This is a genomic window from Streptomyces sp. NPDC104309 (assembly GCF_055584025.1).
This window is the reverse complement of the sequence record NZ_JBVJMV010000012.1, coordinates 30,315-55,581: the sequence shown is the minus strand read 5'-3', so window position 1 is coordinate 55,581 and position 25,267 is coordinate 30,315. Positions and strand designations below refer to the sequence as shown.

15 protein-coding genes are annotated in these 25,267 nt (G+C 71.1%); 9 read left to right on the top strand and 6 right to left on the bottom strand.

Annotated features, from left to right (window positions below):
- Positions 1 to 3: 3 nt before the first annotated feature.
- Complete coding sequence (locus tag ACZ68L_RS19110) at positions 4 to 1,602, top strand: amidohydrolase (RefSeq protein ID WP_469578312.1); 1,599 nt, start codon at positions 4 to 6, stop codon at positions 1,600 to 1,602.
- 88 nt (positions 1,603 to 1,690) lie between these two features.
- Here ACZ68L_RS19110 and ACZ68L_RS19105 read toward each other — a convergent pair whose 3' ends face one another.
- A complete protein-coding gene (locus tag ACZ68L_RS19105) occupies positions 1,691 to 2,647 on the bottom strand; it encodes a phosphatase PAP2 family protein (RefSeq protein WP_469578309.1) in 957 nt (318 codons plus the stop codon).
- Positions 2,648 to 2,927: 280 nt separating this feature from the next.
- Positions 2,928 to 3,995 carry a LacI family DNA-binding transcriptional regulator gene (locus tag ACZ68L_RS19100; RefSeq protein ID WP_469578303.1) on the bottom strand — a complete coding sequence of 356 codons (1,068 nt, stop codon included), beginning with the start codon at positions 3,993 to 3,995 and terminating at the stop codon, positions 2,928 to 2,930.
- Between the two features lie 357 nt (positions 3,996 to 4,352).
- Here ACZ68L_RS19100 and ACZ68L_RS19095 point away from each other — a divergent pair, with 357 nt between their 5' ends.
- The 8 genes from ACZ68L_RS19095 (at position 4,353) to ACZ68L_RS19060 (ending at position 20,338) form a co-directional block, all read left to right on the top strand.
- Complete coding sequence (locus tag ACZ68L_RS19095) at positions 4,353 to 5,627, top strand: extracellular solute-binding protein (RefSeq protein WP_469578298.1); 1,275 nt, start codon at positions 4,353 to 4,355, stop codon at positions 5,625 to 5,627.
- Between the two features lie 19 nt (positions 5,628 to 5,646).
- The gene (locus tag ACZ68L_RS19090; RefSeq protein WP_469578295.1) at positions 5,647 to 6,663 is read left to right on the top strand and encodes a carbohydrate ABC transporter permease; all 1,017 of its coding nucleotides are present in this window, start codon (positions 5,647 to 5,649) and stop codon (positions 6,661 to 6,663) included.
- Complete coding sequence (locus tag ACZ68L_RS19085) at positions 6,660 to 7,553, top strand: sugar ABC transporter permease (RefSeq protein WP_469578289.1); 894 nt, start codon at positions 6,660 to 6,662, stop codon at positions 7,551 to 7,553. The genes ACZ68L_RS19090 and ACZ68L_RS19085 overlap by 4 nt, the downstream gene beginning before the upstream one ends.
- Positions 7,554 to 7,651: 98 nt before the next feature.
- On the top strand, positions 7,652 to 9,379 hold the full coding sequence (locus ACZ68L_RS19080) for a glycoside hydrolase family 13 protein (RefSeq protein WP_469578284.1): 1,728 nt from the start codon (positions 7,652 to 7,654) through the stop codon (positions 9,377 to 9,379).
- Entirely contained in the window at positions 9,364 to 10,476 is a 1,113-nt protein-coding gene (locus tag ACZ68L_RS19075; RefSeq protein ID WP_469578282.1) for a LacI family DNA-binding transcriptional regulator, read from the top strand. The genes ACZ68L_RS19080 and ACZ68L_RS19075 overlap by 16 nt, the downstream gene beginning before the upstream one ends.
- 474 nt (positions 10,477 to 10,950) lie before the next feature.
- The gene (locus ACZ68L_RS19070) at positions 10,951 to 12,657 is read left to right on the top strand and encodes a carbohydrate-binding module family 20 domain-containing protein (RefSeq protein WP_469578280.1); all 1,707 of its coding nucleotides are present in this window, start codon (positions 10,951 to 10,953) and stop codon (positions 12,655 to 12,657) included.
- A gap of 143 nt (positions 12,658 to 12,800) precedes the next feature.
- Entirely contained in the window at positions 12,801 to 18,113 is a 5,313-nt protein-coding gene (gene pulA, locus ACZ68L_RS19065; protein ID WP_469578277.1) for a pullulanase-type alpha-1,6-glucosidase, read from the top strand.
- 188 nt (positions 18,114 to 18,301) lie between these two features.
- Positions 18,302 to 20,338, top strand: coding sequence for an ATP-binding protein (locus tag ACZ68L_RS19060; RefSeq protein ID WP_469578701.1), 2,037 nt, complete (start codon positions 18,302 to 18,304; stop codon positions 20,336 to 20,338).
- A gap of 18 nt (positions 20,339 to 20,356) precedes the next feature.
- Here ACZ68L_RS19060 and ACZ68L_RS19055 read toward each other — a convergent pair whose 3' ends face one another.
- From ACZ68L_RS19055 to ACZ68L_RS19040, 4 genes are all read right to left on the bottom strand, one after another.
- On the bottom strand, positions 20,357 to 21,079 hold the full coding sequence (locus ACZ68L_RS19055; RefSeq protein WP_469578272.1) for a TetR/AcrR family transcriptional regulator: 723 nt from the start codon (positions 21,077 to 21,079) through the stop codon (positions 20,357 to 20,359).
- 87 nt (positions 21,080 to 21,166) lie between these two features.
- Positions 21,167 to 22,249 carry a PDR/VanB family oxidoreductase gene (locus ACZ68L_RS19050; protein WP_469578269.1) on the bottom strand — a complete coding sequence of 361 codons (1,083 nt, stop codon included), beginning with the start codon at positions 22,247 to 22,249 and terminating at the stop codon, positions 21,167 to 21,169.
- Between the two features lie 2 nt (positions 22,250 to 22,251).
- Positions 22,252 to 23,157 carry a metal-dependent hydrolase gene (locus tag ACZ68L_RS19045; protein WP_469578264.1) on the bottom strand — a complete coding sequence of 302 codons (906 nt, stop codon included), beginning with the start codon at positions 23,155 to 23,157 and terminating at the stop codon, positions 22,252 to 22,254.
- An 81-nt stretch (positions 23,158 to 23,238) separates the two neighbouring features.
- Positions 23,239 to 25,164 carry a hypothetical protein gene (locus ACZ68L_RS19040; RefSeq protein WP_469578259.1) on the bottom strand — a complete coding sequence of 642 codons (1,926 nt, stop codon included), beginning with the start codon at positions 25,162 to 25,164 and terminating at the stop codon, positions 23,239 to 23,241.
- Positions 25,165 to 25,267 lie beyond the last annotated feature (103 nt).

The following is a 25,267-nucleotide window of genomic DNA, read 5'->3' as shown; positions in this document are numbered from 1 at the left end:
ACCGTGCCCGCAGCCGATCTCCTCCTCACCGGAGCCCATGTCCGCACCCTCGACCCGGCCCGGCCCGAGGCCACCGCCGTGGCGGTCAAGGACGGGGTGATCACCGCCGTCGGCGACGAGGCCGGGCTGCGCGAGTGGCGCGGTACCGGCACCGAGCGCGTCGACCTGGCGGGGGCCACGCTCACGCCCGGCCTGGTCGACGCGCACAGCCACCCCGTCTGGGGTCTGGAGATGGCCGACGGCACCGATCTCACCGCCGTCCGCGACCTCGACCAGCTGCGCGCCGCACTCGCCGGGGCCGAACGGACCGAGGGCTGGGTCATCGCCTGGGGACTGGACCACAACGCCTTCGGCGGCCGGCCCGTCGACCGGGCCCTCATCGAGGACGCCATCGGCGGCGCCCCCGCCTTCATCCGGCTCTACGACGGACACTCCGCGCTGGTCAGCGGCGCGGCCCTGGAGCGCGCCGGAATCACGGGCCCCCGCGCCTTCGCCCAGCGCTCCACCGTCGTCTGCGACCCCGACGGGCGCCCCACCGGCCATCTCGTCGAGCACGCCGCGATGGATCTGGTCGCCGGACGGCTGCCCAGGCCCTCGTCCGCCGAGCGCCGCGGCCGTCTCGTGGAACTCCTCTCCGGCATGGCCGCCACCGGTCTCACCGGGGCCCATGTGATGGATCTCGGCGACGGTTCCGTACCCGAACTGCTGGCCGCCGTGGAGGAGGAGACGGATCTGCCGGTACGGCTCCGGCTGGCCCCCTGGTGCATGCCGGGCGCCGACCAGGAGGCCCTGGACGAGCTGGTACGGGTGCAGAGCGAGGCGGGCCGACTCTGGCGGGTCGGCGGCGTGAAGTTCTTCATGGACGGCACGGTCGAGGGCGGCACCGCGTGGCTGGAGCACGCCGACTGCCACGGGGAGGGCACCGAGGCGTTCTGGCCGGACCCGGCGGCGTACACCGCGGCCGTGCACCATCTGCACCGCGCCGGGGTGGGGACCGCCACGCACGCCATCGGGGACGCCGCCGTCCGGCATGTGCTGGACACGGTGGAGGCGTTGGGGGAGAGCGGGCGGCTCCGCCACCGCATCGAGCACATCGAGACCGTGCCGGACGGTCTGGCGGCCAGGTTCGCCTCGCTCGGGGTGATCGCCTCGATGCAGCCCACGCACACCGCGTACACGCGTGCCGACCACACCGACGAGTGGTCGAAGCGGCTCGGCGACGAGCGGGCCGGGCGGGCCTGGCGCTGCCGGGACCTGCGGGACGCCGGGGCGTACCTGGCGCTGGGCTCGGACTGGCCGATCGCCCCCTACGACGTACGGCAGGTGCTGGCCACGGCCCGGCTGCGCCGGCTGCCCGGGGCGCACGGTACCGATCCGGTCACCGCCGAGCAGGCACTGACCGGGCTGATGGCGCTGGAGGGCTGCACCTCGCACGCGGCGGTCGCCGCCGGGGAGCAGCGGGTCGCGGGGCGGATCGCCGTGGGGTACCGGGCCGATCTGACGGCGCTCGGGGTGGACCCGGTGGCCGCCCCGGCGGACGAGTTGGGGGAGTCGCCGGTGCGACTCACGGTGTGCGGGGGGCGTGTGGTGCACCGGGGGTGAGGCGGTGGGGGGAGCGACCCCGACGGGCGCCTGCTCCCCCCATGGTTTCCGCATCGGCCCCGGTCCTCGGACGGGCGGGCCGGTGCCTTCAGCGGCGCGCCGTCGCGTCCGCCGTCGGACGCGGCGTCCGGACCGGCGTGCCCGTGGACAGGCCGGCCGGCCGCGGCCTCTCCCGTGTCGGCGGCACCCGTTTCGGGAGATGGTGCGGCAGCGAGCCGTGCCAGGCGTACGTGACCGCGTAACCGAAGGTCAGGCACGTCATACCGCCCAGCGCGTCCAGCCAGAAGTGGTTGGCCGTCGACACGATCACGAGCAGGGTGACCGCCGGGTAGAGCAGGCCCAGGACACGGGCCCAGGGGGCGGAGACCAGCGCGAACACGGTCAGGCCGCACCAGAGCGACCACCCGATGTGCATCGAGGGCATGGCCGCGTACTGGTTCGACATGTTCTTGAAGTTGCCCGAGGCCATCGAACCCCAGGTGTGATGGACCAGGACGGTGTCGATGAAATGGCCGCCGTTCATCAGGCGGGGCGGTGCCAGTGGAAACAGGTAGTAACCGAGCAGCGCCACGGCCGTCGTCGCGAACAGCGCCAGCCGGGCCGCCGCGTAGCGGCCGGGGTGACGGTGGAACAGCCACACCAGCACGCAGACGGTGACGACGAAGTGCAGTGTCGCGTAGTAGTAGTTCATCGACACGATCAGCCATGTCACGGAATTCACCGCGTGGTTGACGGTCTGCTCCACGGCGATGCCCAGGTGGGTCTCGACCGACCAGATCCGGCCGGCGTTGCGCAGGGCCTCGGATTTCTGCTCCGGGACGGCGTTGCGCACCAGCGAGTACACCCAGTAACTGGCTGCGACGAGCAGGATTTCGAACCAGATGCGCGGCCGGCGAGGGGATCGCAGAGAACGCAGTCTCGCCAGGTTGCTGTCGCGCCGCCTGACGTTCTGCTTCGCATGAGTCGCGGGGGCCGCCTCGTCCACGATGGGTGACGGGGTGGCCTCCGACCGGCCTTCCTGTGACCTCACACTCAATTCACCCATAGGCACAGAGTCTGCCAGAAATGTTCCTCCCGCCCGGTCATCCACCGCTCGGGAACGGGCCGCACATCTGACCGCCGGAACCGGGGAGTCCGCGCCGGGACCGCGGGCACACGACGACGGCTACGGCACCTCGCCGCGTTGTCGGAACGTCCGCATACATCCAGTATCCGGAATACGTCCAGTGTGCGGATGTCCCTCCGCCTTGCGATGCACCGCATCTGACGCCGCGCGCTGATCCACCAGGGATCGCGCTGATCCACCAGGGATTACGGGGCAGCCCTCAGGAGCGGGCGTGCGAACCTGGAACGGATCCGGTCGCGGCGGTCGGAGCGGGCCCGGGGCCCGCGGCCGTTGAACCACGAACGACCAGCTCGGGCATGAAGACGAACTCGCTGTGCGGAGCGGGGGTCCCGCCGATCTCCTCAAGGAGGGTGCGCACGGCGGCCTGGCCCATCGCCGTCACCGGCTGACGGATCGTGGTGAGCGGCGGATCGGTGAACGCTATGAGCGGCGAGTCGTCGAAGCCGACCACCGACAGATCGCGCGGCACCTCCAGCGACAGCCGCCGGGCGGCCCTGATCGCACCGAGCGCCATCATGTCGCTCGCGCACACCACCGCCGTGCAACCCCGCTCCATCAGCGCCGACGCGGCGGCCTGACCACCCTCAAGAGTGAACAGCGAGTGCTGGATCAGTTCCTCCACCGCGTCCGGAGCGAGGTTCAACTGCTCCTGCACGGTGGCACGGAAGCCCTCGATCTTGCGCAGGACCGGCACGAACCGCTTGGGCCCGACCGCCAGGCCGATCCGCTGATGGCCCAGCGACACCAGGTGCGTCACCGCGAGCCGCATCGCGGCCCGGTCGTCCGGTGAGATGAATGGCGCCTGTACCTTGGGGGAGAAGCCGTTGACCAGAACGAACGGGACGCCCTGGGCGCGCAGTTGCTCATAGCGCTGCATATCGGCCGAGGTGTCGGCGTGCAGCCCGGAGACGAAGATGATGCCCGAGACACCGCGGTCGACCAGCATCTCGGTCAGCTCGTCCTCGGTGGAGCCGCCGGGGGTCTGGGTGGCCAGCACCGGGGTGTAGCCCTGCCGGGTCAGCGCCTGGCCGATGACCTGGGCCAGCGCCGGGAAGATGGGGTTCTCCAGCTCGGGCGTGATCAGCCCGACCAGCCCCGCGCTGCGCCTGCGCAGCCGTACCGGCCGTTCGTAGCCGAGAACGTCGAGCGCGGCGAGAACGGATTCACGGGTGGCCGCTGCGACACCGGGCTTGCCGTTCAGTACGCGGCTGACCGTCGCTTCGCTGACCCCCGCCTGAGTTGCGATATCGGCAAGCCGTGCGGTCATGGAAGTGGACTGTACCGGGCGTATGTCGGATTGCCCACCATCCGCAGGAATCGGACGGCCGCACCCGACCGCTGGTCCGGGAGGGCGTCGCGGCAACTTCTTGCAAGGCCTTGCGGGCCCGGTTTGCCGACTGCGGTCAGATCGTCGTACCACGGGTTCGCGGGCTGTGGCCTGCCGCTGTCAGGAATCGACGGCTCCCGTCAAGAGGCTTGACGGCAACCGTGAGGACACGCGAATGTAACGATCGTCGAGGCTTGCAGAAATCTTCCGCAAACTCTTTCGGCGTTCTTTCATCCTTGTTACGTTCACGTCGACCCGGCGCCGCGACGGAGCGGTACGGCAGTTGAAGGAGTTCAGATGCGACGTGGCATAACGGCCACCGCCCTGGTCGCGGCCCTGGCGCTCGCGGCGACCGCCTGCGGCAGCGACGACAGCACCGACGGCACGAGCAAGAGCTCGGGCGAGCTCTCCGGCACGGTGACCTGGTGGGACACCTCCACCGCGGGCAGCGAGGACAAGGTCTTCAAGAAGCTCGCCGAGGGCTTCACGAAGCAGCACCCGAAGGTCCATGTCAAGTACGTCAACGTGCCCTTCGGTGACGCGCAGAACAAGTTCAAGAACGCGGCCCAGGCCGGATCCGACGCCCCCGACGTCATCCGCTCCGAGGTTGCCTGGACCCCCGAGTTCGCGGACCTCGGCTACCTGGCCCCGCTCGACGGCACCGCCGCGCTGCAGAAGCCGGACGACTTCCTGAAGCAGGCCGCCGCGTCCACCAAGTACAAGGACAAGACGTACGCGGTGCCGCAGGTCATCGACTCCATGGGCATCTTCTACAACAAGAAGATCTTCAAAGACGCGGGTGTCGAGGTCCCCACGACCATCGACGAGCTGAAGACCGTCTCCAAGAAGATCAAGGACAAGACCGGCAAGACCGGTATGTACCTGCGCGGCGACGACGCGTACTGGTTCCTCTCCTTCCTGTACGGCGAGGGCGGCGACATGGTCGACGCCTCCACCAAGTCCGTCACCATCGACAACCCCGAGGGCGTCAAGGCGATGAAGGTCGTCAAGGACCTCGTCGACTCCGGTGCGGCCAAGACCGATGCCACGGACGGCTGGGAGAACATGCAGGCGTCCTTCAAGGACGGCAAGGTCGCCATGATCATCAACGGCCCGTGGGCCGTCGCCGACACCTACGCCGGCAAGGAGTTCAAGGACAAGGCCAACCTGGGCATCGCCCCGGTCCCGGCCGGCTCCGCCGCGCAGGGCGCCCCGCAGGGCGGTCACAACCTGGCCGTCTACGCCGGCTCCAAGAACCTCGACGCCTCCTACGCGTTCGTCGACTACATGACGTCCGCGGACACCCAGGCCCAGGTCACCAAGGAGCTGAGCCTCCTGCCGACCCGTACCTCCGCCTACGCCAAGCAGGACGTCGTCGACAACGAGATCGTCGGCTTCTTCAAGCCCGTCGTCGAGACCGCCGTCGAGCGCCCCTGGATCCCGGAGACCGGCAGCCTCTTCGCGCCGCTCGTCACCGAGTACACCAAGGTCCTGACCGGCCAGACCACGCCGGAGAAGGCCGTCAAGACGACCGGCGACTCCTACCGCAAGCTCCTCAAGGGCTGGAAGTAACAGGAAGGCAGGCCGGCTGATGGCTGTCCACACCAGCCAGTCGGTGGTGAAGGCCGCGGGCGACGACGTCGCCCGCGGCCGGAGCCGCGGCACTGGCAACCCCCCGCCGCCCGGCAGGCTCCGGCGGGCCCTGTCGACCCACTGGTACGCGTGGACCATGGTCGCCCCGGTCGTCGTCGTGATCGGCGTGATCATCGGCTATCCGCTGGTCCGCGGCATCTACCTGTCGATGACCGACGCCAACGAGCGCAACGTCGCCCGGTCCATCGGTGTCAACCACATGCCCGCCACGTACAAATTCGTGGGCCTGGACAACTACACCGAAGCGATCACCGGCAATCAGTTCCTCGGCACGCTCGGCTGGACCCTGGTGTGGACGGTCTCCTGCGTGGCCGTCACCTTCTCCCTCGGCATGGCCCTCGCCAACATCCTCAACCGCCGGATCGCCGGACGCTCCGCGTACCGGATGGCGCTCATCCTGCCCTGGGCCATCCCCGGCTTCGTCTCCGTCTTCGCCTGGCGCTTCCTCTACAACGAGGACCGCGGGCTGCTCAACAAGATCCTCTCCGGCGGCGGGATCGACGGCATACCGTGGCTGAACGACCCCACCTGGGCGAAGTTCTCCGTCATCGCCGTCAACGTCTGGCTCGGCGTGCCGTTCATGATGGTCGCCCTGCTCGGCGGACTGCAGTCGATCCCCAGCGAGCAGTACGAGGCCGCCGAGATGGACGGCGCCACCGCCTGGCAGCGGTTCCGCCACATCACGCTGCCGGGACTGCGGCCGGTCTCCACCACGGTGATCCTGCTCTCCACCATCTGGACCTTCAACATGTTCCCGGTGATCTACCTGCTGACCCGCGGCGGACCCGGTGAGGCCACCCAGATCCTGGTCACCCAGGCGTACAAGTTCTCCTTCGAGATCAGCCCGCGCGACTTCGCGCAGTCCTCCACCTGGGGCGTGCTGATCCTCGTACTCCTGCTGATCTTCGCCGCCGTCTACCGGCGAGTCCTGCGCACCCAGGGAGACGACTGGTGACCACCGCCCCCGCGACCGCCGCCCGCGCGACCGCCGCACGGCACCCCGCGCGCAAGGTCCGGCTGCGCGGCGAGCGTTCGCCGATCGCCTCCGCCGGGCTGCACCTCACGCTGATCGTCGCGTCCGTGATCGCCGTCTTCCCCGTGCTGTGGGTCCTGCTCACCTCGCTGAAGCCCGCCGCGTACGCGACCACCACGGACTTCTTCAAGGAGACCACGTTCGAGAACTACACGAACCTGCTCCAGAACACGAAGTTCCTCACCTGGTTCGGCAACTCCCTGCTCATCGCGGGACTCACCACGCTGCTCGGCGTCATCGTCTCCGCCTCCACCGGCTACGCCGTCAGCCGCTTCCGCTTCCCCGGCAAGCGCGGGCTGATGTGGACGCTGCTGATCACCCAGATGTTCCCGGTCGCCGTCCTCATCGTGCCGATCTACAACATCATGGCGGGCATGGGGCTGCTGAATCAGCCCGCGGGCCTCGTCATCACCTACCTCACCATCTCGGTGCCGTTCTGCGCCTGGATGATGAAGGGCTTCTTCGACACCATCCCGCGCGAGATCGACGAGTCGGGGCAGGTCGACGGCCTCACCCCGTTCGGCACCTTCTGGCGGCTCATCCTGCCGCTCGCCAAGCCCGGCCTCGCCGTCACCGCGTTCTACTCCTTCATCACCGCGTGGGGCGAAGTGGCGTACGCCTCCGCCTTCATGGTCGGCGAGGACAACCTCACCCTCGCCGGCGGACTGCAGCTCTTCGTCAACCAGTACGGGGCCCAGTGGGGCGTGATGACCGCCGCGTCCGTGCTCATCGCGATACCCGCGGCCCTGGTCTTCCTCTTCGCCCAGCGCCACCTGGTCACCGGCATGTCCGCCGGAGCCGTCAAGGGCTGACACGGCACACCCCGTACGCCCCGCACGCACCAAGTCACGGCGACGCCGGGTACCCCCGGTCCCGGCGACGCTCCCCACCCAGACACCTCAGGGACGACATGACCCAGCACCTCGCTGCCCCCTCCACCGGCACGTTCGGCGACGCTCCGGCCCACCAGACCGGCTGGTGGCAGGACGCGGTGATCTACCAGGTCTATCCACGGAGCTTCGCCGACGGCAACGGCGACGGCATGGGCGATCTCGCAGGCGTACGCGGCAGACTCCAGCACCTCAAGGACCTCGGCGTGGACGCGGTCTGGCTCAGCCCGTTCTACGCGTCCCCGCAGGCCGACGCGGGCTACGACGTCGCCGACTACCGTGCCATCGACCCCATGTTCGGCACCCTGCTGGACGCCGACGCGCTGATCCGGGACGCCCACGACCTGGGCCTGCGGATCATCGTGGACCTGGTGCCCAACCACTCCTCCGACCGGCACGAGTGGTTCAGGCGCGCCCTCGCCGAGGGCCCCGGCTCGGCGCTGCGCGAGCGCTACCACTTCCGCCCCGGCAAGGGCGTGGACGGCGAACTCCCGCCCAACGACTGGGAGTCCATCTTCGGCGGCCCCGCCTGGACCCGGACCACCGACCCGGACGGCACCCCGGGCGACTGGTACCTCCACCTGTTCGCGCCCGAGCAGCCCGACTTCAACTGGGAACACCCGGCCGTCGCCGACGAGTTCCGCTCGATCCTGCGCTTCTGGCTCGACATGGGCGTCGACGGCTTCCGGGTCGATGTCGCCCACGGCCTCGTCAAGGCCGAGGGCCTGCCCGACCTCGGCACCCACGACCAGCTCAAGCTGCTCGGCAACGACGTCATGCCGTTCTTCGACCAGGACGGGGTCCACGAGATCTACCGTTCCTGGCGCATCATCCTCGACGAGTACCCCGCGAAGAAGGGGCCCGAGGGGCCTTCGTCGGAAGGGCGGTGGTGGGCGACGGGCGGGCGGATCCTCGTCGCCGAGGCCTGGACCCCCACCGTCGAGCGCACCGCCAACTACGTACGCCCCGACGAGATGCACCAGGCGTTCAACTTCCAGTACCTCTCCACGGCCTGGGACGCGGCCGAGCTCCGCGAGGTCATCGACACCTCGCTCGACGCGATGCGTCCGGTCGGCGCCCCCGCCACCTGGGTGCTGTCCAACCACGACGTGACCCGGCACACCACCCGGTTCGCCAACCCGCCCGGTCTCGGCACCCAGATCCGTGAGGCCGGCGACCGTGAGCTGGGCCTGCGCCGCGCCCGCGCCGCCACCCTGCTGATGCTGGCGCTGCCCGGCTCGGCGTACGTCTACCAGGGCGAGGAGCTCGGCCTGCCCGATGTCACCGACCTGCCCGACGAGGCCCGCCAGGACCCGTCGTTCTTCCGCGCGGAGGGCCAGGACGGCTTCCGCGACGGCTGCCGGGTGCCGATCCCGTGGATCCGCGACGGCAGCTCGTACGGTTTCGGCAGTGGCGGCAGCTGGCTGCCCCAGCCCGAGGGCTGGGGCGAGCTGAGCGTCGAGGCGCAGACCGGCGCCGCCGGTTCCACGCTGGAGCTGTACCGGTCCGCGATCGCCGCCCGCCGGGCGCACCCGGGGCTCGGCGCCGGGACCGGGGTGGAGTGGCTCCAGGCCCCCGAGGGGCTGCTGATCTTCGCCCGCCCCGGCTTCGTCTGCACCGTCAACACGACGTCCCGCCCGGTGCGCATCCCCGTGCGCGGCACCGTCCTGCTGTCCAGCACCCCGGTCGTCACCGACGGCGCCGAGATCGAGCTGCCCGCGGACACCACGGTGTGGTGGACGGTGTGACGGTCCCCCTGCCCAGGGCCTCTCTTCCGGATCGGGCCGAGCCCGGCAACCTCCGGAAGAAGGGCCCTGGAACCGGCGGTGCGCCGAGGCTCTCGGACATCGCCGGCCAGGCGGCGGTCAGCGAGGCGACCGTCAGCCGGGTGCTCAACGGGAAGCCCGGCGTCGCGGACACCACGCGTCAGCGGGTCCTCGCGGCGCTGGACATCCTCGGCTACGAACGCCCCGTACGGCTGCGCCGGCGCAGCGCGGGGCTGATCGGACTGGTGACGCCCGAACTCACCAACCCGATCTTCCCGGCCTTCGCGCAGTCCGTCGAACAGGTACTGGCCGGACACGGCTACACGCCGGTGCTCTGCACCCAGACGCCGGGCGGCGCCACCGAGGACGAGCTCGTCGAGCAGCTCGTCGAACGCGGCGTCGGCGGGATCGTCTTCCTCTCCGGGCTGCACGCCGACCTGTCGACCGACCCCGCACGGTACGCCGCGCTCACCGAACGCGGCGTGCCGTTCGTCCTGATCAACGGCTACAACGAACGGATCAGCGCCCCCTTCGTCTCACCCGACGACTCCGCAGCCGTACGGATGGCCGTCGGGCACCTCGCCGAACTCGGCCACCGCAGGGTCGGTCTGGCCGTCGGACCACAGCGCTATGTGCCGTCCCGTCGCAAGCGGGAGGGTTTCGTCGCGGCGGCCGTGAACCTGCTGGGGCTGGACCGTGCCGAGGCCGAACTCCTGGTGTGCTCCGCGCTGTTCGGTGTCGAGGGCGGCCAGGTCGCGGCCGGTGCGCTGCTCGACCTGGGGTGCACGGGCATCGTCTGCGGCAGTGACCTGATGGCGCTGGGCGTGGTGCGTGCGGCGCGGGAGCGCGGGCTCGACGTGCCGCGCGACGTGTCGGTGGTGGGCTTCGACGACTCGCAGCTGATCGCGTTCACGGATCCACCGCTGACGACGGTGCGTCAGCCCGTGCAGGCGATGGCGGCGGCCGCGGTGAGCGCCCTGCTGGAGGAGATCGGCGGCAGCCCCGTGCAGCGCACGGAGTACGTGTTCCAGCCGGAGCTGGTGGTACGGGGATCCACCGCGGCGGTCCGCGGCGTCTGAGGCCCGGCCGGGAGACGTCCGGGCGTACGGGATCCGGGCGTACGGGGTCCGGGCGTACGGGATCTGGGCGTACGGGGTCCGGGCGTACAGGAGAGGCACCGGGAGTCGGCCCTGAACGGGCCGGCGGGGAGTGAGCGACTCCGGGTGCCTCTCTTGTCCGTGACCGGCCCGGCCGGCCGGGCGCGTGGGGCCCCGGGGTCGCCGGAACCCCCGGCCGACCGGACCGGAGTCGGGAGCAACGTAACAGCACTGCAATGTTTTGCGTAAGTCCTTGCAGTAAGAAAACCGCTGGATTTCGTGGATGTGAGCGGCCGGTGTCCAAAGGGTTGACCGGGGCCGGGCGGGATCGTACGGTCTGCGCTGCGGCAAGGTTTGCATTCTTGCAGCAAGAACATTCAGGAGCCTTGAGGGCAGGGCGCGTTGCCACGTGAGGCTGCACCGTCACCCGCATTTCCCCCCACAGCAGGAGGAAGCATGGCACGCAGACCACTGTCCGCGGCGCTCGCGCTGATAGCGGGCGCCGCCGCCCTGGTGGCCCCCACCACGACCGCCCAGGCGTCCACGCCGGGCGACAAGGACGTCACAGCCGTCCTCTTCGAGTGGAAGTTCGACTCCGTGGCCAAGGCCTGCACGGACTCCCTCGGTCCGGCCGGCTACGGCTACGTGCAGGTCTCGCCGCCCCAGGAGCACATCCAGGGCAGCCAGTGGTGGACCTCGTACCAGCCGGTCAGCTACAAGATCGCCGGCCGGCTCGGCGACCGCGCGTCCTTCGCCCGGATGATCAGCACCTGCCACAGCGCCGGAGTCAAGGTCGTCGCCGACTCCGTCATCAACCACATGTCGGCGGGATCGGGTACCGGAACCGGCGGCTCCTCGTATACCAAGTACAACTACCCCGGTGTGTACTCCGCGCCCGACATGGACGACTGCACGGCGCAGATCAGCAACTACCAGGACCGGGCCAACGTCCAGAACTGCGAACTCGTCGGCCTCGCCGACCTGGACACCGGTGAGGAGTACGTCCGCGGCAGGATCGCCGGATACCTCGACGACCTCCTCTCCCTCGGCGTCGACGGCTTCCGCATCGACGCCGCCAAGCACATGCCCGCCGCCGACCTCGCCGACATCAAGTCGCGGCTGAGCAACCCGAACGCCTACTGGAAGCAGGAGGCGATCTACGGGGCGGGCGAGGCCGTCTCGCCCGACGAGTACACCGGCACCGGGGACGTCCAGGAGTTCCGGTACGCCCGCGGCCTCAAGCAGGTCTTCAACAACGAGAACCTCGCCTATCTGAAGAACTTCGGCGAGGGCTGGGGCTTCATGCCCTCGTCGAAGGCCGCGGTCTTCGTCGACAACCACGACACCGAGCGCGGTGGCGACACGCTGAACTACAAGGACGGCGCCAAGTACACCCTCGCCAGTGTCTTCATGCTGGCCTGGCCGTACGGCTCGCCCGACGTCCACTCCGGCTACGAGTGGTCCGACAAGGACGCCGGGCCGCCGGGCGCCGGCACGGTGAACGCCTGTTACAGCGACGGCTGGAAGTGCCAGCACGCCTGGCGCGAGATCTCCTCCATGGTGGGCTTCCGCAACACCGCCCGCGGCGAGTCCGTCACGAACTGGTGGGACAACGGTGGCGACCAGATCGCGTTCGGCCGCGGCTCCAAGGCGTATGTCGCGATCAACCACGAGGCCTCCTCGCTGACCCGTACGTTCCAGACGTCGCTGCCCGCCGGTGCCTACTGCGACATCCAGTCCGGCAAGGGCGTCACGGTCGACGGCTCGGGCCGGTTCACCGCGACGCTCGGCGCCGACACGGCCGTCGCGCTGCAGGTGAACGCCCGTACCTGCGCGGGCGGCGGCACCACGGAGCCCGGCACCGGCACCTCCGGCGCCTCGTTCGGCGTCGACGCCACCACCCAGCTCGGCCAGAACATCTACGTCACCGGCAACCAGTCGGCCCTCGGCAACTGGAACACCGGCAGCGCGCTGAAGCTCGACCCGGCGACGTACCCGGTCTGGAAGCTCGATGTGGACATGCCCGCGGGAACCTCGTTCGAGTACAAGTACCTCCGCAAGGACGCGAGCGGCAACGTCACCTGGGAGAGCGGCGCGAACCGCACCGCGACCGTTCCGTCGTCCGGCAGGGCGACGCTGACGGGCGACGTCTGGCGCAGCTGACGCCGGTGACCGGTCCGGGCCCGCCCGCGGCGCCCAGCACCGGCGCACGGGCCGGGCCGCGTCGGGGTGGGTCGCCCCACCCCGCCACCCGGTGGTCCGGCCCGCCCCGAGATCCTCACCCCGCACACAAGGAGACCTTGCCCGTGTCCCGTTCCACCCTCGGGCGGGGAGCCGTGGCCGCACTCTGCGCCGCGCTCCTCCCCGTCCTCCCGGCGGCATCCGCGTCCGCCGCGCCGAGGCCCCCGGGCCCGCCCTCGGACGCCCGGCTGGCCGCCGAGCCCGCCCGTCACGATCTGACGCGTGAGCAGTTCTACTTCGTCATGCCCGACCGGTTCGCCAACGGGGACACCTCCAACGACCGTGGCGGGCTCACCGGTTCGCGGGTGGAGACCGGCTACGACCCCACGGACAAGGGCTTCTACCAGGGCGGCGACCTCAAGGGCCTGACCGAGCGGCTCGACTACATCAAGGGCCTCGGCACCACCGCCATCTGGCTCGCCCCGATCTTCAAGAACCGCCCCGTCCAGGGCACCGGCAAGGACGCCTCGGCCGGCTACCACGGCTACTGGATCACCGACTTCACCCAGGTCGACCCCCACTTCGGGACCAACGCCGACCTGTCGAAACTGATCGACAGGGCCCACGGCAAGGGCATGAAGGTCTTCTTCGACGTCATCACCAACCACACCGCGGACACCGTCGACTACGCCGAGAAGACCTACGGCTACCGGCCCAAGGGCGCCTATCCGTACCTGGACCGGGACGGCCGCCCGTTCGACGACAGCAAGGGCCTGGCGAAGGTGGACGCGGACTCGTTCCCGTACACCCCCCGGAACACCGGGACCAAGGTCCCGTCCTGGCTCAACGACCCGACGATGTACCACAACCGCGGCGACTCGACCTACGCCGGCGAGTCCACCACGTACGGCGACTTCTCCGGGCTCGACGACCTGTGGACCGAGCGGCCCGAGGTCGTCTCCGGCATGGAGAAGATCTACGAGAAGTGGGTCCGGGACTTCGACATCGACGGCTTCCGGATCGACACCGTCAAACACGTCGACCTGGACTTCTGGACCCAGTGGGCGACGGCACTGGACACCTACGCGGCCCGGCACGGGCGCAAGGACTTCTTCATGTTCGGCGAGGTCTACTCCGCCGACCCGGCCGTCACCTCGCCCTACGTCACCCGGGGCAGGCTCGACGCGACGCTCGACTTCCCGTTCCAGGAGGCGGCCCGGCAGTACGCCTCGCAGGGCGCCCCGGCCTCGAAGCTCGCCGCCGTCCTCGGTGAGGACTACCGCTACACCACCGACAAGGCCAACGCCTACGAGCAGGTCACCTTCCTCGGCAACCACGACATGGGCCGCATCGGGTCGTTCCTCAAGCAGGACAACCCGAAGGCGGACGACGCGGAACTCGTCCAGCGGGCCCGGCTCGCCAACGAGCTGATGTTCCTCAGCCGGGGCAACCCCGTCGTCTACTACGGGGACGAGCAGGGCTTCACCGGCGCGGGCGGCGACAAGGACGCCCGCCAGACCATGTTCGCCTCGAAGACCCCCGACTACCTCGACGACGACGAACTGGGCACCGACCGCACCCACGCCTCCGACGCGTACGACACGAGCCACCCCCTGTACCGGAACATCGCCGCGCTCTCCGAGCTCACCAGGAAGAACCCGGCACTGCGCGACGGCGTCCAGACGGAGCGGTACGCCGAAGGCCCCGTCCACGCCTTCTCCCGTACGGACCCCGAGCGGGGACACGAGTACGTCGTCGCCACGAACAACGGCACCGGGCCGAGGACCGTCGCGCTTCCCACCGCGTCCGCCGGTATGAACTTCCGTACGCTGTACGGGGGTTCGGGAACGGTCCGCAGTGGCGCCGACAGGAAGATCACCGTGACGGTGCCCGCCCTGTCCAGCCTCGTCCTGCGCGCCGAGAAGACGATGGGCGAGCCCGCCGCCAAGCCGTCGATCACCCTCAAGGCCCCGGCCGCCGGAGCCACCGGCACCGTCGAGATCTCCGCGGACGTCGATGGCGGACAGCTCAACCGCGTGGTCTTCGCCGCCCAGACGGGCAACGGGAAGTGGGTCACCCTCGGTTCCGCCGACCACGCCCCGTACCGGGTCACCCAGACCGTGGGCGACCCGGTCGCCACCGGAACTCCCCTGCGGTACAAGGCCGTTGTCGTCGACCGTGCCGGCCGGACCGCGAGTGCCCTCGCCTCGTCCACGGCCGGAGCGGCGCCCGTCGCCGAGAAGCCCGTCGCGGTCGAACGCGACTACGCCGTCGTCCACTACCGGCGTGCGGACGGCGACTACGACGGCTGGCAGCTCAAGGCGGGCGACGAGGCCGCCGCGTTCACCGGGCGGGACGCCTACGGCGCCTTCGCCTGGATCAAGCTCGACGAGGGCGCCTCCTCCCTCCCGTACACCGTGGAGAAGTCCGGCACCGCCGACGGTCCGCAGCGCACCGTCGACCTCGCGAGGACCGGACAGGTCTGGATCGAGCAGGACAAGGACGGCCAGGCCGACGAGGCCCCCGCCGGTGCCTACCCGCCGCAGGACACCACGAAGGCCGTACTGCACTACTACCGGGCCGACGGCGCCTACGACGGCTGGGGGCTGCACACCTGGACCGGTGCCAAGAACCCCACCGACTGGGCCAAACCGCTCCAGCCGGTGAAGAAGGACGCCTCCGGCGTCACCTTCGAGGTGCCGCTCACCGACGGCGCGACCTTGCTCAGCTACATCCTGCACAAGGGCGACGAGAAGGACCTCCCCAGCGACCAGTCGCTCGACCTCGCCACCTACGGGCACGAGGTCTGGATGCTCGGCTCCACCCCCGGCTATCTGCTGCCGCAGAGCGGCGGCGTACCCACGCCCGACCTCACCAAGGCCGAGGCGCAGTGGATCGACGCCGACACCGTCGTATGGAAGGTGAAGGCCACCGAGGCCACCAGCCAGCAGCTCGTCCACGCGAAGGACGGAGGTATCTCCGTCGTCGACGGGGCACTCTCCGACGAGGGGCAGTGGCTGCGGCTCACGCCGTCCGCGCTGACCGACGCACAGAAGGCGAAGTACCCGCACCTCAAGGACTATCCGGCGTTCACCGTCGACGTCCGCGACCGGGACCGGGTGCGCGAGGCGCTGCGCGGCCAGCTGATCGCCACCCAGCGCGCCGCCAACGGCGCCCTGCTCGCCGCCACCGGCGTACAGAGCGCGGGAGTGCTCGACGACCTCTACGGGAAGAACGCGGCCACCGCCTCGCTCGGCCCGGTCTTCGACCGCGGCCGCCCCACGCTGTCCGTCTGGGCGCCCACCGCGCAGACCGTCGCCCTGGAACTCGACGGGAAGAACGTCCCGATGCGGCGCGACGACCGCACCGGCGTCTGGTCCGTCACGGGCACCAAGAAGTGGACGGGCAAGCCCTACCGCTATGTGGTGGACGTCTGGGCGCCCACCGTGCAGAAGATCGTCACCAACAAGGTCACCGACCCCTACTCCACCGCGCTGACCACGGACTCCGCGCGCAGCCTCGTGGTCGACCTCGACGACCCGGGCCTCGCGCCGAAGGGCTGGTCCGGGCTGAAGAAGCCCGCCGCCGTCCCACTGCGTGACGCCCAGATCCAGGAGCTGCACATCCGCGACTTCTCGATCGCGGACCGCACCTCGAAGCACCCCGGCGCATACCTCGCCTTCACCGACACCCGCTCCGACGGGATGCGGCACCTCAAGCGGCTCGCCGAGGCCGGCACGAGCTACGTCCACCTGCTGCCCGCCTTCGACATCGGCACCATCCCCGAGAACAAGTCCGACCAGCGGAAACCGGCCTGCGACCTGTCCGTGTACGCCCCCGACTCAGAGGAGCAGCAGGCCTGTGTCGCGAAGACCGCGGCGCGCGACGGCTTCAACTGGGGCTACGACCCGCTGCATTACACCGTCCCGGAGGGCAGCTACGCCTCCGATCCGAACGGCACCCGGCGCACCGTCGAGTTCCGGCAGATGGTCCAGGGGCTGAACGGCGCGGGCCTGCGGACCGTCATGGACGTCGTCTACAACCACACCGTCGCCTCCGGCCAGGACGACAAGTCCGTACTCGACCGGATCGTCCCCGGCTACTACCAGCGGCTGCTGGACGACGGCACCGTCGCCACCTCCACCTGCTGCGCCAACACCGCGCCCGAGAACACCATGATGGGCAAGCTCGTCGTGGACTCGGTCGTCACCTGGGCCAAGGAGTACAAGGTCGACGGCTTCCGCTTCGACCTCATGGGCCACCACCCCAAGGCCAACATCCTCGCCGTCCGCAAGGCGCTGGACGCGCTGACCCCGGCGAAGGACGGCGTCGACGGCAAGAAGATCGTCCTGTACGGGGAGGGCTGGAACTTCGGCGAGGTCGCCGACGACGCCCGCTTCGTCCAGGCCACCCAGAAGAACATGGCCGGCACCGGCATCGCCACCTTCTCCGACCGGGCCCGCGACGCCGTCCGCGGCGGCAGCCCCTTCGACGAGGACCCGGGCGTGCAGGGCTTCGCCACCGGCCTCTACACCGACCCCAACGCCTCGACCGCCAACGGCACGAAGGCCGAACAGAAGGCCCGGCTGCTCCACTACCAGGACCTGATCAAGGTCGGCCTCACCGGCAACCTCGCCGACTACACCTTCACCGACTCCTCCGGGAGGACCGTCAAGGGATCCGGCGTCGACTACAACGGCGCCCCCGCCGGATACGCCGCCACCCCCGGCGACGCCCTCGCCTACGCGGACGCCCACGACAACGAGTCGCTGTACGACGCACTCGCCTTCAAGCTCCCGGCGGGCACCTCGGCGGCGGACCGGGCCCGCATGCAGGTCCTGGCGATGGCGACGGCCACCCTCTCGCAGGGCCCCTCGCTCTCCCAGGCCGGCACCGACCTGCTGCGCTCCAAGTCCCTGGACCGCAACTCCTACGACAGCGATGACTGGTTCAACGCCCTGCACTGGGACTGCCGCGACGGCAACGGCTTCGGCCGCGGGCTGCCGCCGGCCGCCGACAACGCGTCCAAGTGGTCCTACGCACGGCCGCTGCTGGCGGACGCCGCGCTCAAGCCGGGGTGCGCGCAGATCGACGGCGCATCGGCCGCCTACCGGGACCTGCTCACCATCCGTGCGACGGAGAAGGACTTCGATCTCGCCACTACCGGGCAGGTGCAGTCCACCCTGTCCTTCCCGCTCTCGGGGAAGGACGAGACGCCGGGGGTGATCACCATGCGGCTCGGCAGGCTGGTGGTCGTCCTCAACGCGGCCCCCGGCACCGAGACCCAGCGGATCTCCGGTCTGGCGGGGAAGCGGTACGCCCTGCATCCCGTCCAGGCCGCGGGCGCGGATTCTACCGTGAAGAAGTCCACGTACGGGCGGAGTTCGGGAAGCTTCACCGTCCCGGGCCGCACAGTGGCGGTGTTTTCCCTGAACTGAGCCGCGACGGTCTACGTTGGGAGGCCGCAGCCGTCCGGGAGTGCCGCAGTACCGCACTTCCGGGCGCGCCCTCCCACCTCCGGCCGGTCCCGGCCCCCTTTCCGGTACGTCAGGTTCCTCCCATGCCTGAACCGTACGGAACCAGGGGCCGGGACCGGTCGGTCCATCTGTTTTCGGCGACGGTGACCATGGCGAGCAACATCCCCGAGGAGACAACGAGCTTTGTCGGACGGAAAGCGGATCTTGCCCGGCTCGAACACGCCCTCGCCACGCACCGGCTGACCACCCTCACCGGCAGCGGCGGCGTCGGCAAGACCAGGCTCGCGGTCCGCGCGGCCCGGCAGGCGGCGCCCGCACACCGCGACGGAGCCTGGTGGGCGGACCTTTCCCCGCTCCACGACGACGGACTGCTCATCGCGACCGTCTCCGACGCCGTCGGGCTCTGCGACCACACCCTGCGCATGCCCATCGACGCGCTGTGCGAATGGCTCGCCGACAAGGAAGTGCTGCTGGTCCTCGACTCGTGCGAGCATCTGCGCTCCGCATGCGCGCATCTGCTCGGCGAGATCCTCACCACGTCACCCGGCCTCACCGTGCTGGCCACCAGCCGGCAGCCCCTGGGCATCAGGGGCGAACGCCTCGTCGAGGTGCAACCGCTGCCCGTCGAGGGCGCCGGTGACGCACTGACCCTGTTCCGGGACCGGGCGGCCGCGGCGGCACCACGGCTGGCCCTCGACGCGCCGGGCAACGCCGAGGCCGCCGAAGAGATCTGCCGCCGTCTCGAAGGCATTCCGCTCGCCATCGAACTCGCGGCGGGAGCCCTCGGCCGGGACACCGTCGAGCAGGTGGCCGTACGGATCGGCTCCCGCTTCGACGTACCGACCGACGCGTCGGCCTGGCCGCCGCGCCACCGTGCCCTGCGGACCGCCATCGGCTGGAGCCATGAGCTGTGCACCCCGCTGGAACGGCTGCTCTGGGCGCGGCTGACCGTCCTGCGCGGCGACTTCGACGAGGCCGCGGCGCGCGAGATCTGCGCCGAGGGACCGCTCACCGCGGACGGCGTGGCCGAGGCGCTGAGCGGCCTGGTCGCCAAGTCCGTCGTCAGCCGGGACGGCGCACGCCACCGGATGCTCGACACCATCCGCGAGTACGGACGGATGTGGCTCGCCGAACTCGGCGAGGAACGGGCCGCCGCCGACCGGCACGCCGCCTGCTTCCTCGGCCTGGCCCGCTACGCCCACGCGGGCTGGACCGGCGACGACCAGATCTTCTGGTACCACCGCATCGCCGAGTCGCACGCCGACCTGTGCGCCGCCCTCGACCACCTGCTGGCCCACGACACCGTGGCCGCCCAGGAGATGGCGGGCCGGATCGGCTTCTTCTGGTGCTGCTGCGGTCATCTGCCGCAGACCCGTGAATACGCGCAGCGCGCCCTGGACGTCGGACCGGCCGAGGGCCCCCACCGCACCCGCGCCCTGTGGGTGCTGGGCATCACCGTCATGCTCCAGGGCGACTACCCGGCCGCCCAGCGCCTGGGCAGGGAGTGCACCCGGTCGGCGGCGCACGACGGGACCGACGAAGGCATCCTCGCCGCCGCCTATCTGTGCGGGCTCACCCATCTGATGACCGGCCGCCCCGAGGCGAGCCTGCGCCAGGTCGACCGGGTGCTGCGCACCACCGGCGCCGCCACCCCGCTCGAATCGGCCTACCGGCTGCGCTGCCACCTCATCACGGTCTTCGCGCTGACCGGCCTGGGACGGCTGGACGAGGCGGCGAAGGCGGCCATGGCCCTGCGCGCGGCCTGCGAGGCCCAGGACGAGTGCTGGACCCGCAGCTACGTCGACTACCAACTCGCCCTGATCGCCCTGCTGCGGGGCGACGCCGAATCCTCCGCCTCCTACGCGCGCTCGATGCTCGCGGGCAAGCACCGCATGCGCGACAGCTTCGGTATCGCGCTCGGCCTGGACATCCTGGCCGCGGCGATCGCCGCCCAGGGCGCGGGCGCCCGCGCCGCCCGGGTGTACGGCACGGGACAGGTCTACTGGCGCATGGTCGGCCACCCGCAGCGCGGCACCCCGGAGCTGGGCCCGTTGCGCGAGGCGTGCGAACGCCAGGCCCGCGCGGCCGTCGGTGACGCCGCCTACCAGCGCGCCTTCGACCGGGGCCGGACGGACAACGCGGAGGTCGGCCTGGCGGCCGCGCTCCAGGTCGAACTCCTCAGCTGAGGGGCGTCCCGTCCAGGGCTACGGCAGTCGTTGCACGGGAACGGCCGGTACGGCGGGCGCCAGCGCGGAGAGCCGGTTCCACAGCTCCCCGAACGGCCCGTCCGCCGGCTCCTGCCCGAGGACCCGCAGCACGACGCCCGCCATCTCCGTGCTGTACGCGGCACTCACCGCGGCCAGCGCCGCGAAGTCGTGCACCAGCTGCAACTCCAGCTCCTCGCGCGGGATCCGCCGCCCGTCCAGCCAGATCAGCGCCGTCGACTCGGCCAGCGACACCCACGAGCGCACGACCAACTCCAGCCGAGCGGGGGGATCCTCGACCCCCAGATGGGCCAGGATCTGCTCGTACGCCGCCTGCCGCACCCCGTCGATCATCGCGTTGGCCGTCGACGACCCGACCGCGGGTCCGCCCCGCATCAGCGCCGAGAACCCCGGCCCGTGCTCCTCGACGAAGTCGAAGAACCGGCCCATCACCCTCAACAGCCGTTCCCCGAGGGGGCCTTCGGGCGGCTCCACGAACCGGGCCGCCAGCTCGTCGGCCGCCCGTCGCAGCGCCGCCTCGTACAGGCTCTGCTTCCCCGGGAAGTAGTGGTAGACCAACGGCCGCGAGATCCCGGCGGCGGCCGCGATCTCGTCGATCGACACCTCGTCCGGGGAACGGTGACTGAACAGCTCCAGCGCGACACCGATCAGCTGCTGCCTGCGCTCCTCGACGCCCATCCTGCGCCGCACCCCGGTCGTCATGGTGGACAGCGTACCGAGTGGGGCCGTGGGGGAGGGGTGGCGGGCCGGGCCGGCCCACCGCGCCGGGCGACATCCGGCCATCCGCCGTCACAGGTCCAGCACCAGCCTCTCCCCCCGGCACCGCGACACGCAGATCAGCATCGAATCGTCCCGTTCCGAGTCCGTCAGGAGTTCGTCACGGTGGTCGATCTCGCCCTCCAGGACGCGCTGTCGGCACGTTCCGCAGAAGCCCTGCTCGCAGGAGTACGAGACGTGACGAAGCTCCTCGCGCACCGCGGCCAGCACCGACTGGTCCGGTGCCACCCGGACCGTGCGGCCGGAGCGCCGCAGTTCGACCTCGAAGGGGCCGGAGCCGGTGGACGACGCGGTCGCCGCCGTGAAGCGTTCCAGATGCAGGGTGCGGCCGGGCGGGAGGGCGGCGGCGACCGCGTCCATCAGGGGCTCCGGGCCGCAGCAGTGGACGGCGGTGCCCTCGGCCGTGTCCGCCAGGGCCGCGGCGGCGTCCGGGTGGCCCGCCTCGTCGGCGGGGACGATCGTCACCCGGCCGCCCTCCGCGCCCAGCTTCTCGATCTCGTCCAGGAAGGGCATCGAGGCGCGGGACCGCCCGCCGTACAGCAGCCGCCAGTCGGCGCCCGAGGCGGCCACGGACCGCAGCATCGGCAGGATCGGGGTGATGCCGATGCCGCCCGCGACGAAGAGGTACGCGGGGGCCTCGGCGAGGGGGAAGCGGTTGCGGGGGGTGCGGATCTCGACCTCCATGCCCTCGTGGAGCCGGGTGTGCACCTCGTGGGAGCCGCCCCGGCCGTCCTCGACCAGCCGGATCGCGATCGTGTACGTGTCACGGTCGGCCGGGTCCCCGCAGAGGGAGTACTGGCGGACCAGGCCGGAGGGAAGGAGGAGATCGAGATGCGCGCCCGGCTGCCAGGCGGGCAGGCCGGGGCCCTCCAGGCGGAGCCGGACCACGCCCTCGGCGGGGCTGGTCCGCTCGGTGATCAGCAGCCGGCGGGTGGTGGTGGAGCGGCGGTCGGAGTGGCCCGAGACCGGGTTCTCCAGGGCCGGCAGCGGCCAGAGCGGGGAGTTGCGGACGCGCTTGCGCATGGCCCGCTTCGCGAGCAGCGCGGCGCCGGTGACGAGGACGGCGGTGCGCAGGCGGGGCAGGGGGAGCGGCATGGTCAGCTGGTTCCCGTCATACGGGCCTCGGCGGCCGTGGCCGCGGGCGACCGGGCGAGATAGTCGACGGCCTGGGCGGTGCTGCCCTCCTGCGAGGGGTGGTAGGCGTGGCTCAGGTAGCGGGGGATGGAGCGCAGCAGATCACCGGTCGCGGGCAGGGTGCCGCGCCTGCCGCTGGCGCAGAACTCCTTGAACGAGGCCTTGCCGTGCGGCAGGGTCGGGTCGTTCTCCATGAAGAAACGCGTGCCGCGCTGCCAGAAGAAGAGCAGTGCGGTGAATGCCGTGGCCCAGGTCCGTACCCGCCGCCGGTAGCTGCCGTCGACATACATGAACACGTCGAACGCGACCGAGCGGTGCTCGACCTCCTCCGCGCCGTGCCAGCGCAGCAGGTCCAGCATCGTCGGATCGGCGCCGCGCCGGTCCAGCTCGTCGGCGTTCAGCACCCAGTCGCCCAGGAAGGCGGTGTAGTGCTCGATCGCCGCGATCGTCGCCACTCGCTCCATCAGCCACCACTTGCGCGCCCGGCCCGGCGGCAGCGTCCGGTCGCCCAGCAGCTTCTCGAAGAACCAGTCGACCTGCGCGGTGTACGGCGTTGGATCGAGACCGAGCTCCTTCAGACGCGGCAGGACGTCGTCGTGCGCCTGGGAGTGCACGGCCTCCTGGCCGATGAACCCGATGACGTCCTGGCGCAGCTGCTCGTCATGGATGTACGGCAGCACCTGCCGGTACACATGGATGAACCATCGCTCCCCGGCGGGCAGCAGCAGATGGAGCACATTGATGGTGTGCGTGGTGAACGGATCGCCCGGCACCCAGTGCAGGGGCGTCTTCTCCCAGGCGAAGGAGACCTTGCGGGCCATGAGTTGCGTCCGCTCCGACGCGACCGGCGCTGGCTGCGTGTTAGACATGGTGTCAATGTACTGATGGGTAAGCCACGGGAACAGAGGCGTGCGTGGAAATTCCCGGCCCTCCCCGGGAGTTCGGGGCGGTCAGCGCAGGGCGCCCACCCGGCCGCCGTCCGCCAGTGTTCCGTTCAGCCGTGCCCGGTCGCCCGCCCCGGCGGGTACGGCGAGGAACCGGCCGTCGGACCTCCCCTCCACCCCGCCCGACGTGGTCAGCGAGACGAACTGCTCGCTGCCCGCGGCCAGTACGTACCAGTGGCCGCCGTGCGACTTCCACAGCACCCCGGCCAGCACCCGTGGATCGCGCGTTCCGCACGCCGGTGAGTCCTCGGCACGGGCCGCGACCGCTCCGGGCGGCCCGCCCGTCGCCACGGACGGGGCCGACGGGGCCTGGAACTGGGCGAGCACCCGGCTCCCGGTGCCCCGCCAGGTCTCCGCCCTGGTGCACAGCCAGCGCGCCGAGCCGTTGCCCTCGGGCAGCGGCTGCTCGGCGTACTGCCAGGAGTTCACCGCTCGCACACCGTGCGAACGGACCGCCGGCAGCAGGCAGGCGGTCCGCGCCCAACTGTCCCGCTCCGCCCGCCCGTCGACATCGTGCGGTGCGGACGGCGGGCCCGACGTCAGCCGGACGGGGGTCAGCTCGCCGAGATCCGTCATCAGACGGGTCGTCGAGCCGTCACGCAGTTCGATCGCGTCCCAGACGCGACAGCTCCGGGCCATGACCGTGCTCCTCAGCGCGGCGGTCACGCCGTCGGCGGTACGGTGCAGGGGCCGCGCGCCGCCGCCCGGAGCGAGCAGATCCCGTACGGACACCGCACGCACCCAGGGCGCGGTGAGGTAGCGGATCCGGTCGCCCGTACGATCCGCGACCAGGGCACCCGCCGAGGCCCTGTCGGCACCGTCGACCCGGGCGAAGTCGAGCGCCGCGCCCACGGCCGGAGCGGGGCCCTGCGGTTCGGCGTACCGCACGACGCGCAGCCCGTCGTAGAACAGCACCACCGTCGCCCGGCCCACCCCGCCCGCGTACAGCAGCTGAGGAGCGCCCATCGGCGGCCCCGTGGGAGTGCCCGCGGTCGCCGACACGCGCACCGCGCCGTCCGGCCGCGCCCACGCGGTGAGCGCGCGGCGCAGCAGCCGGACGTCCCGGGCGCGGTCGCCCCGGGTGGGCCAGGAGCTGAAGTCGGTACGGGGCGAGCGCCGCCAGTACGTCGCCGGCACCCGGCCCAACGTGCCGGGATCCGGGGTCTGTGCGGCAAAGGCCTGACGGGGACGCGGCGACGCGGGCGACGTGTCGCGTCCCCAGCCGCCGCCCGGCAGCCCCAGCAGTGCCGCACACACCAGCAGCGCGGCGACGGCCGCCACCGCCGCCTTCGCGCGCCGGCGACGGCGCGGCAGATCCGGCGGGCGGGCCTGGAGCGAACAGGGATCGAACTCCGGGGACGCGAGGAGCGCGTACGGTGCCGCCACGCCGTCCGCCTCCGCGAGCGCCGCATGCGGGTCCGCCACCCCGGCAGCGGCCAGCACCCGCCGCACCTCGGCGTCGGCCAGCCGCTCCAGGCCGCGCAGGACGTGAGCGGCGCGCCCGGGACCGGACAGCGCGGACAGGACGTGCTCCAGGGCGAGTTCATCCGACCCGCCCGAGTGCGGCAACAGGCGCAGCCCCCACACCAGCGGGAGGAGCGGCGGCAGTCGGACGCGGTGCCATGGACGGCCCGCCGCCAGCGCCGCACGCAGCACCCGCTCGCGGACATGGGCGTAGGACGGATCCTCCGCCGGGCCGCCGGGCCGACGCTGCGGCGGGACGCGGCCCTCGGCCGGACCCTCTTCCCGGCGCACCGACAACAGCGACCGCTGGGCCAGCGTGTGCGCCGTCAGAACGCGGCGATGGCTGCCGAGGGACGGCGACAGCACGAGATAGCCGAGCCGGACCAGCCGCGGATAGTGCGCGACGAGCGCGGCCTGCGCCGCCCTGGCCGGGGCGGCTGCGAAAGGTACTTCGGGCAGTGGGCGCACGATCGGCAGAACGAGCGAATCGTGCGATGGTCACCCCGGTGTGCGGTGGCTCGCCCCGATCCAGCCGCTCGGCCACCGCAACCGGGTGGGCGGGCCTCCTTCT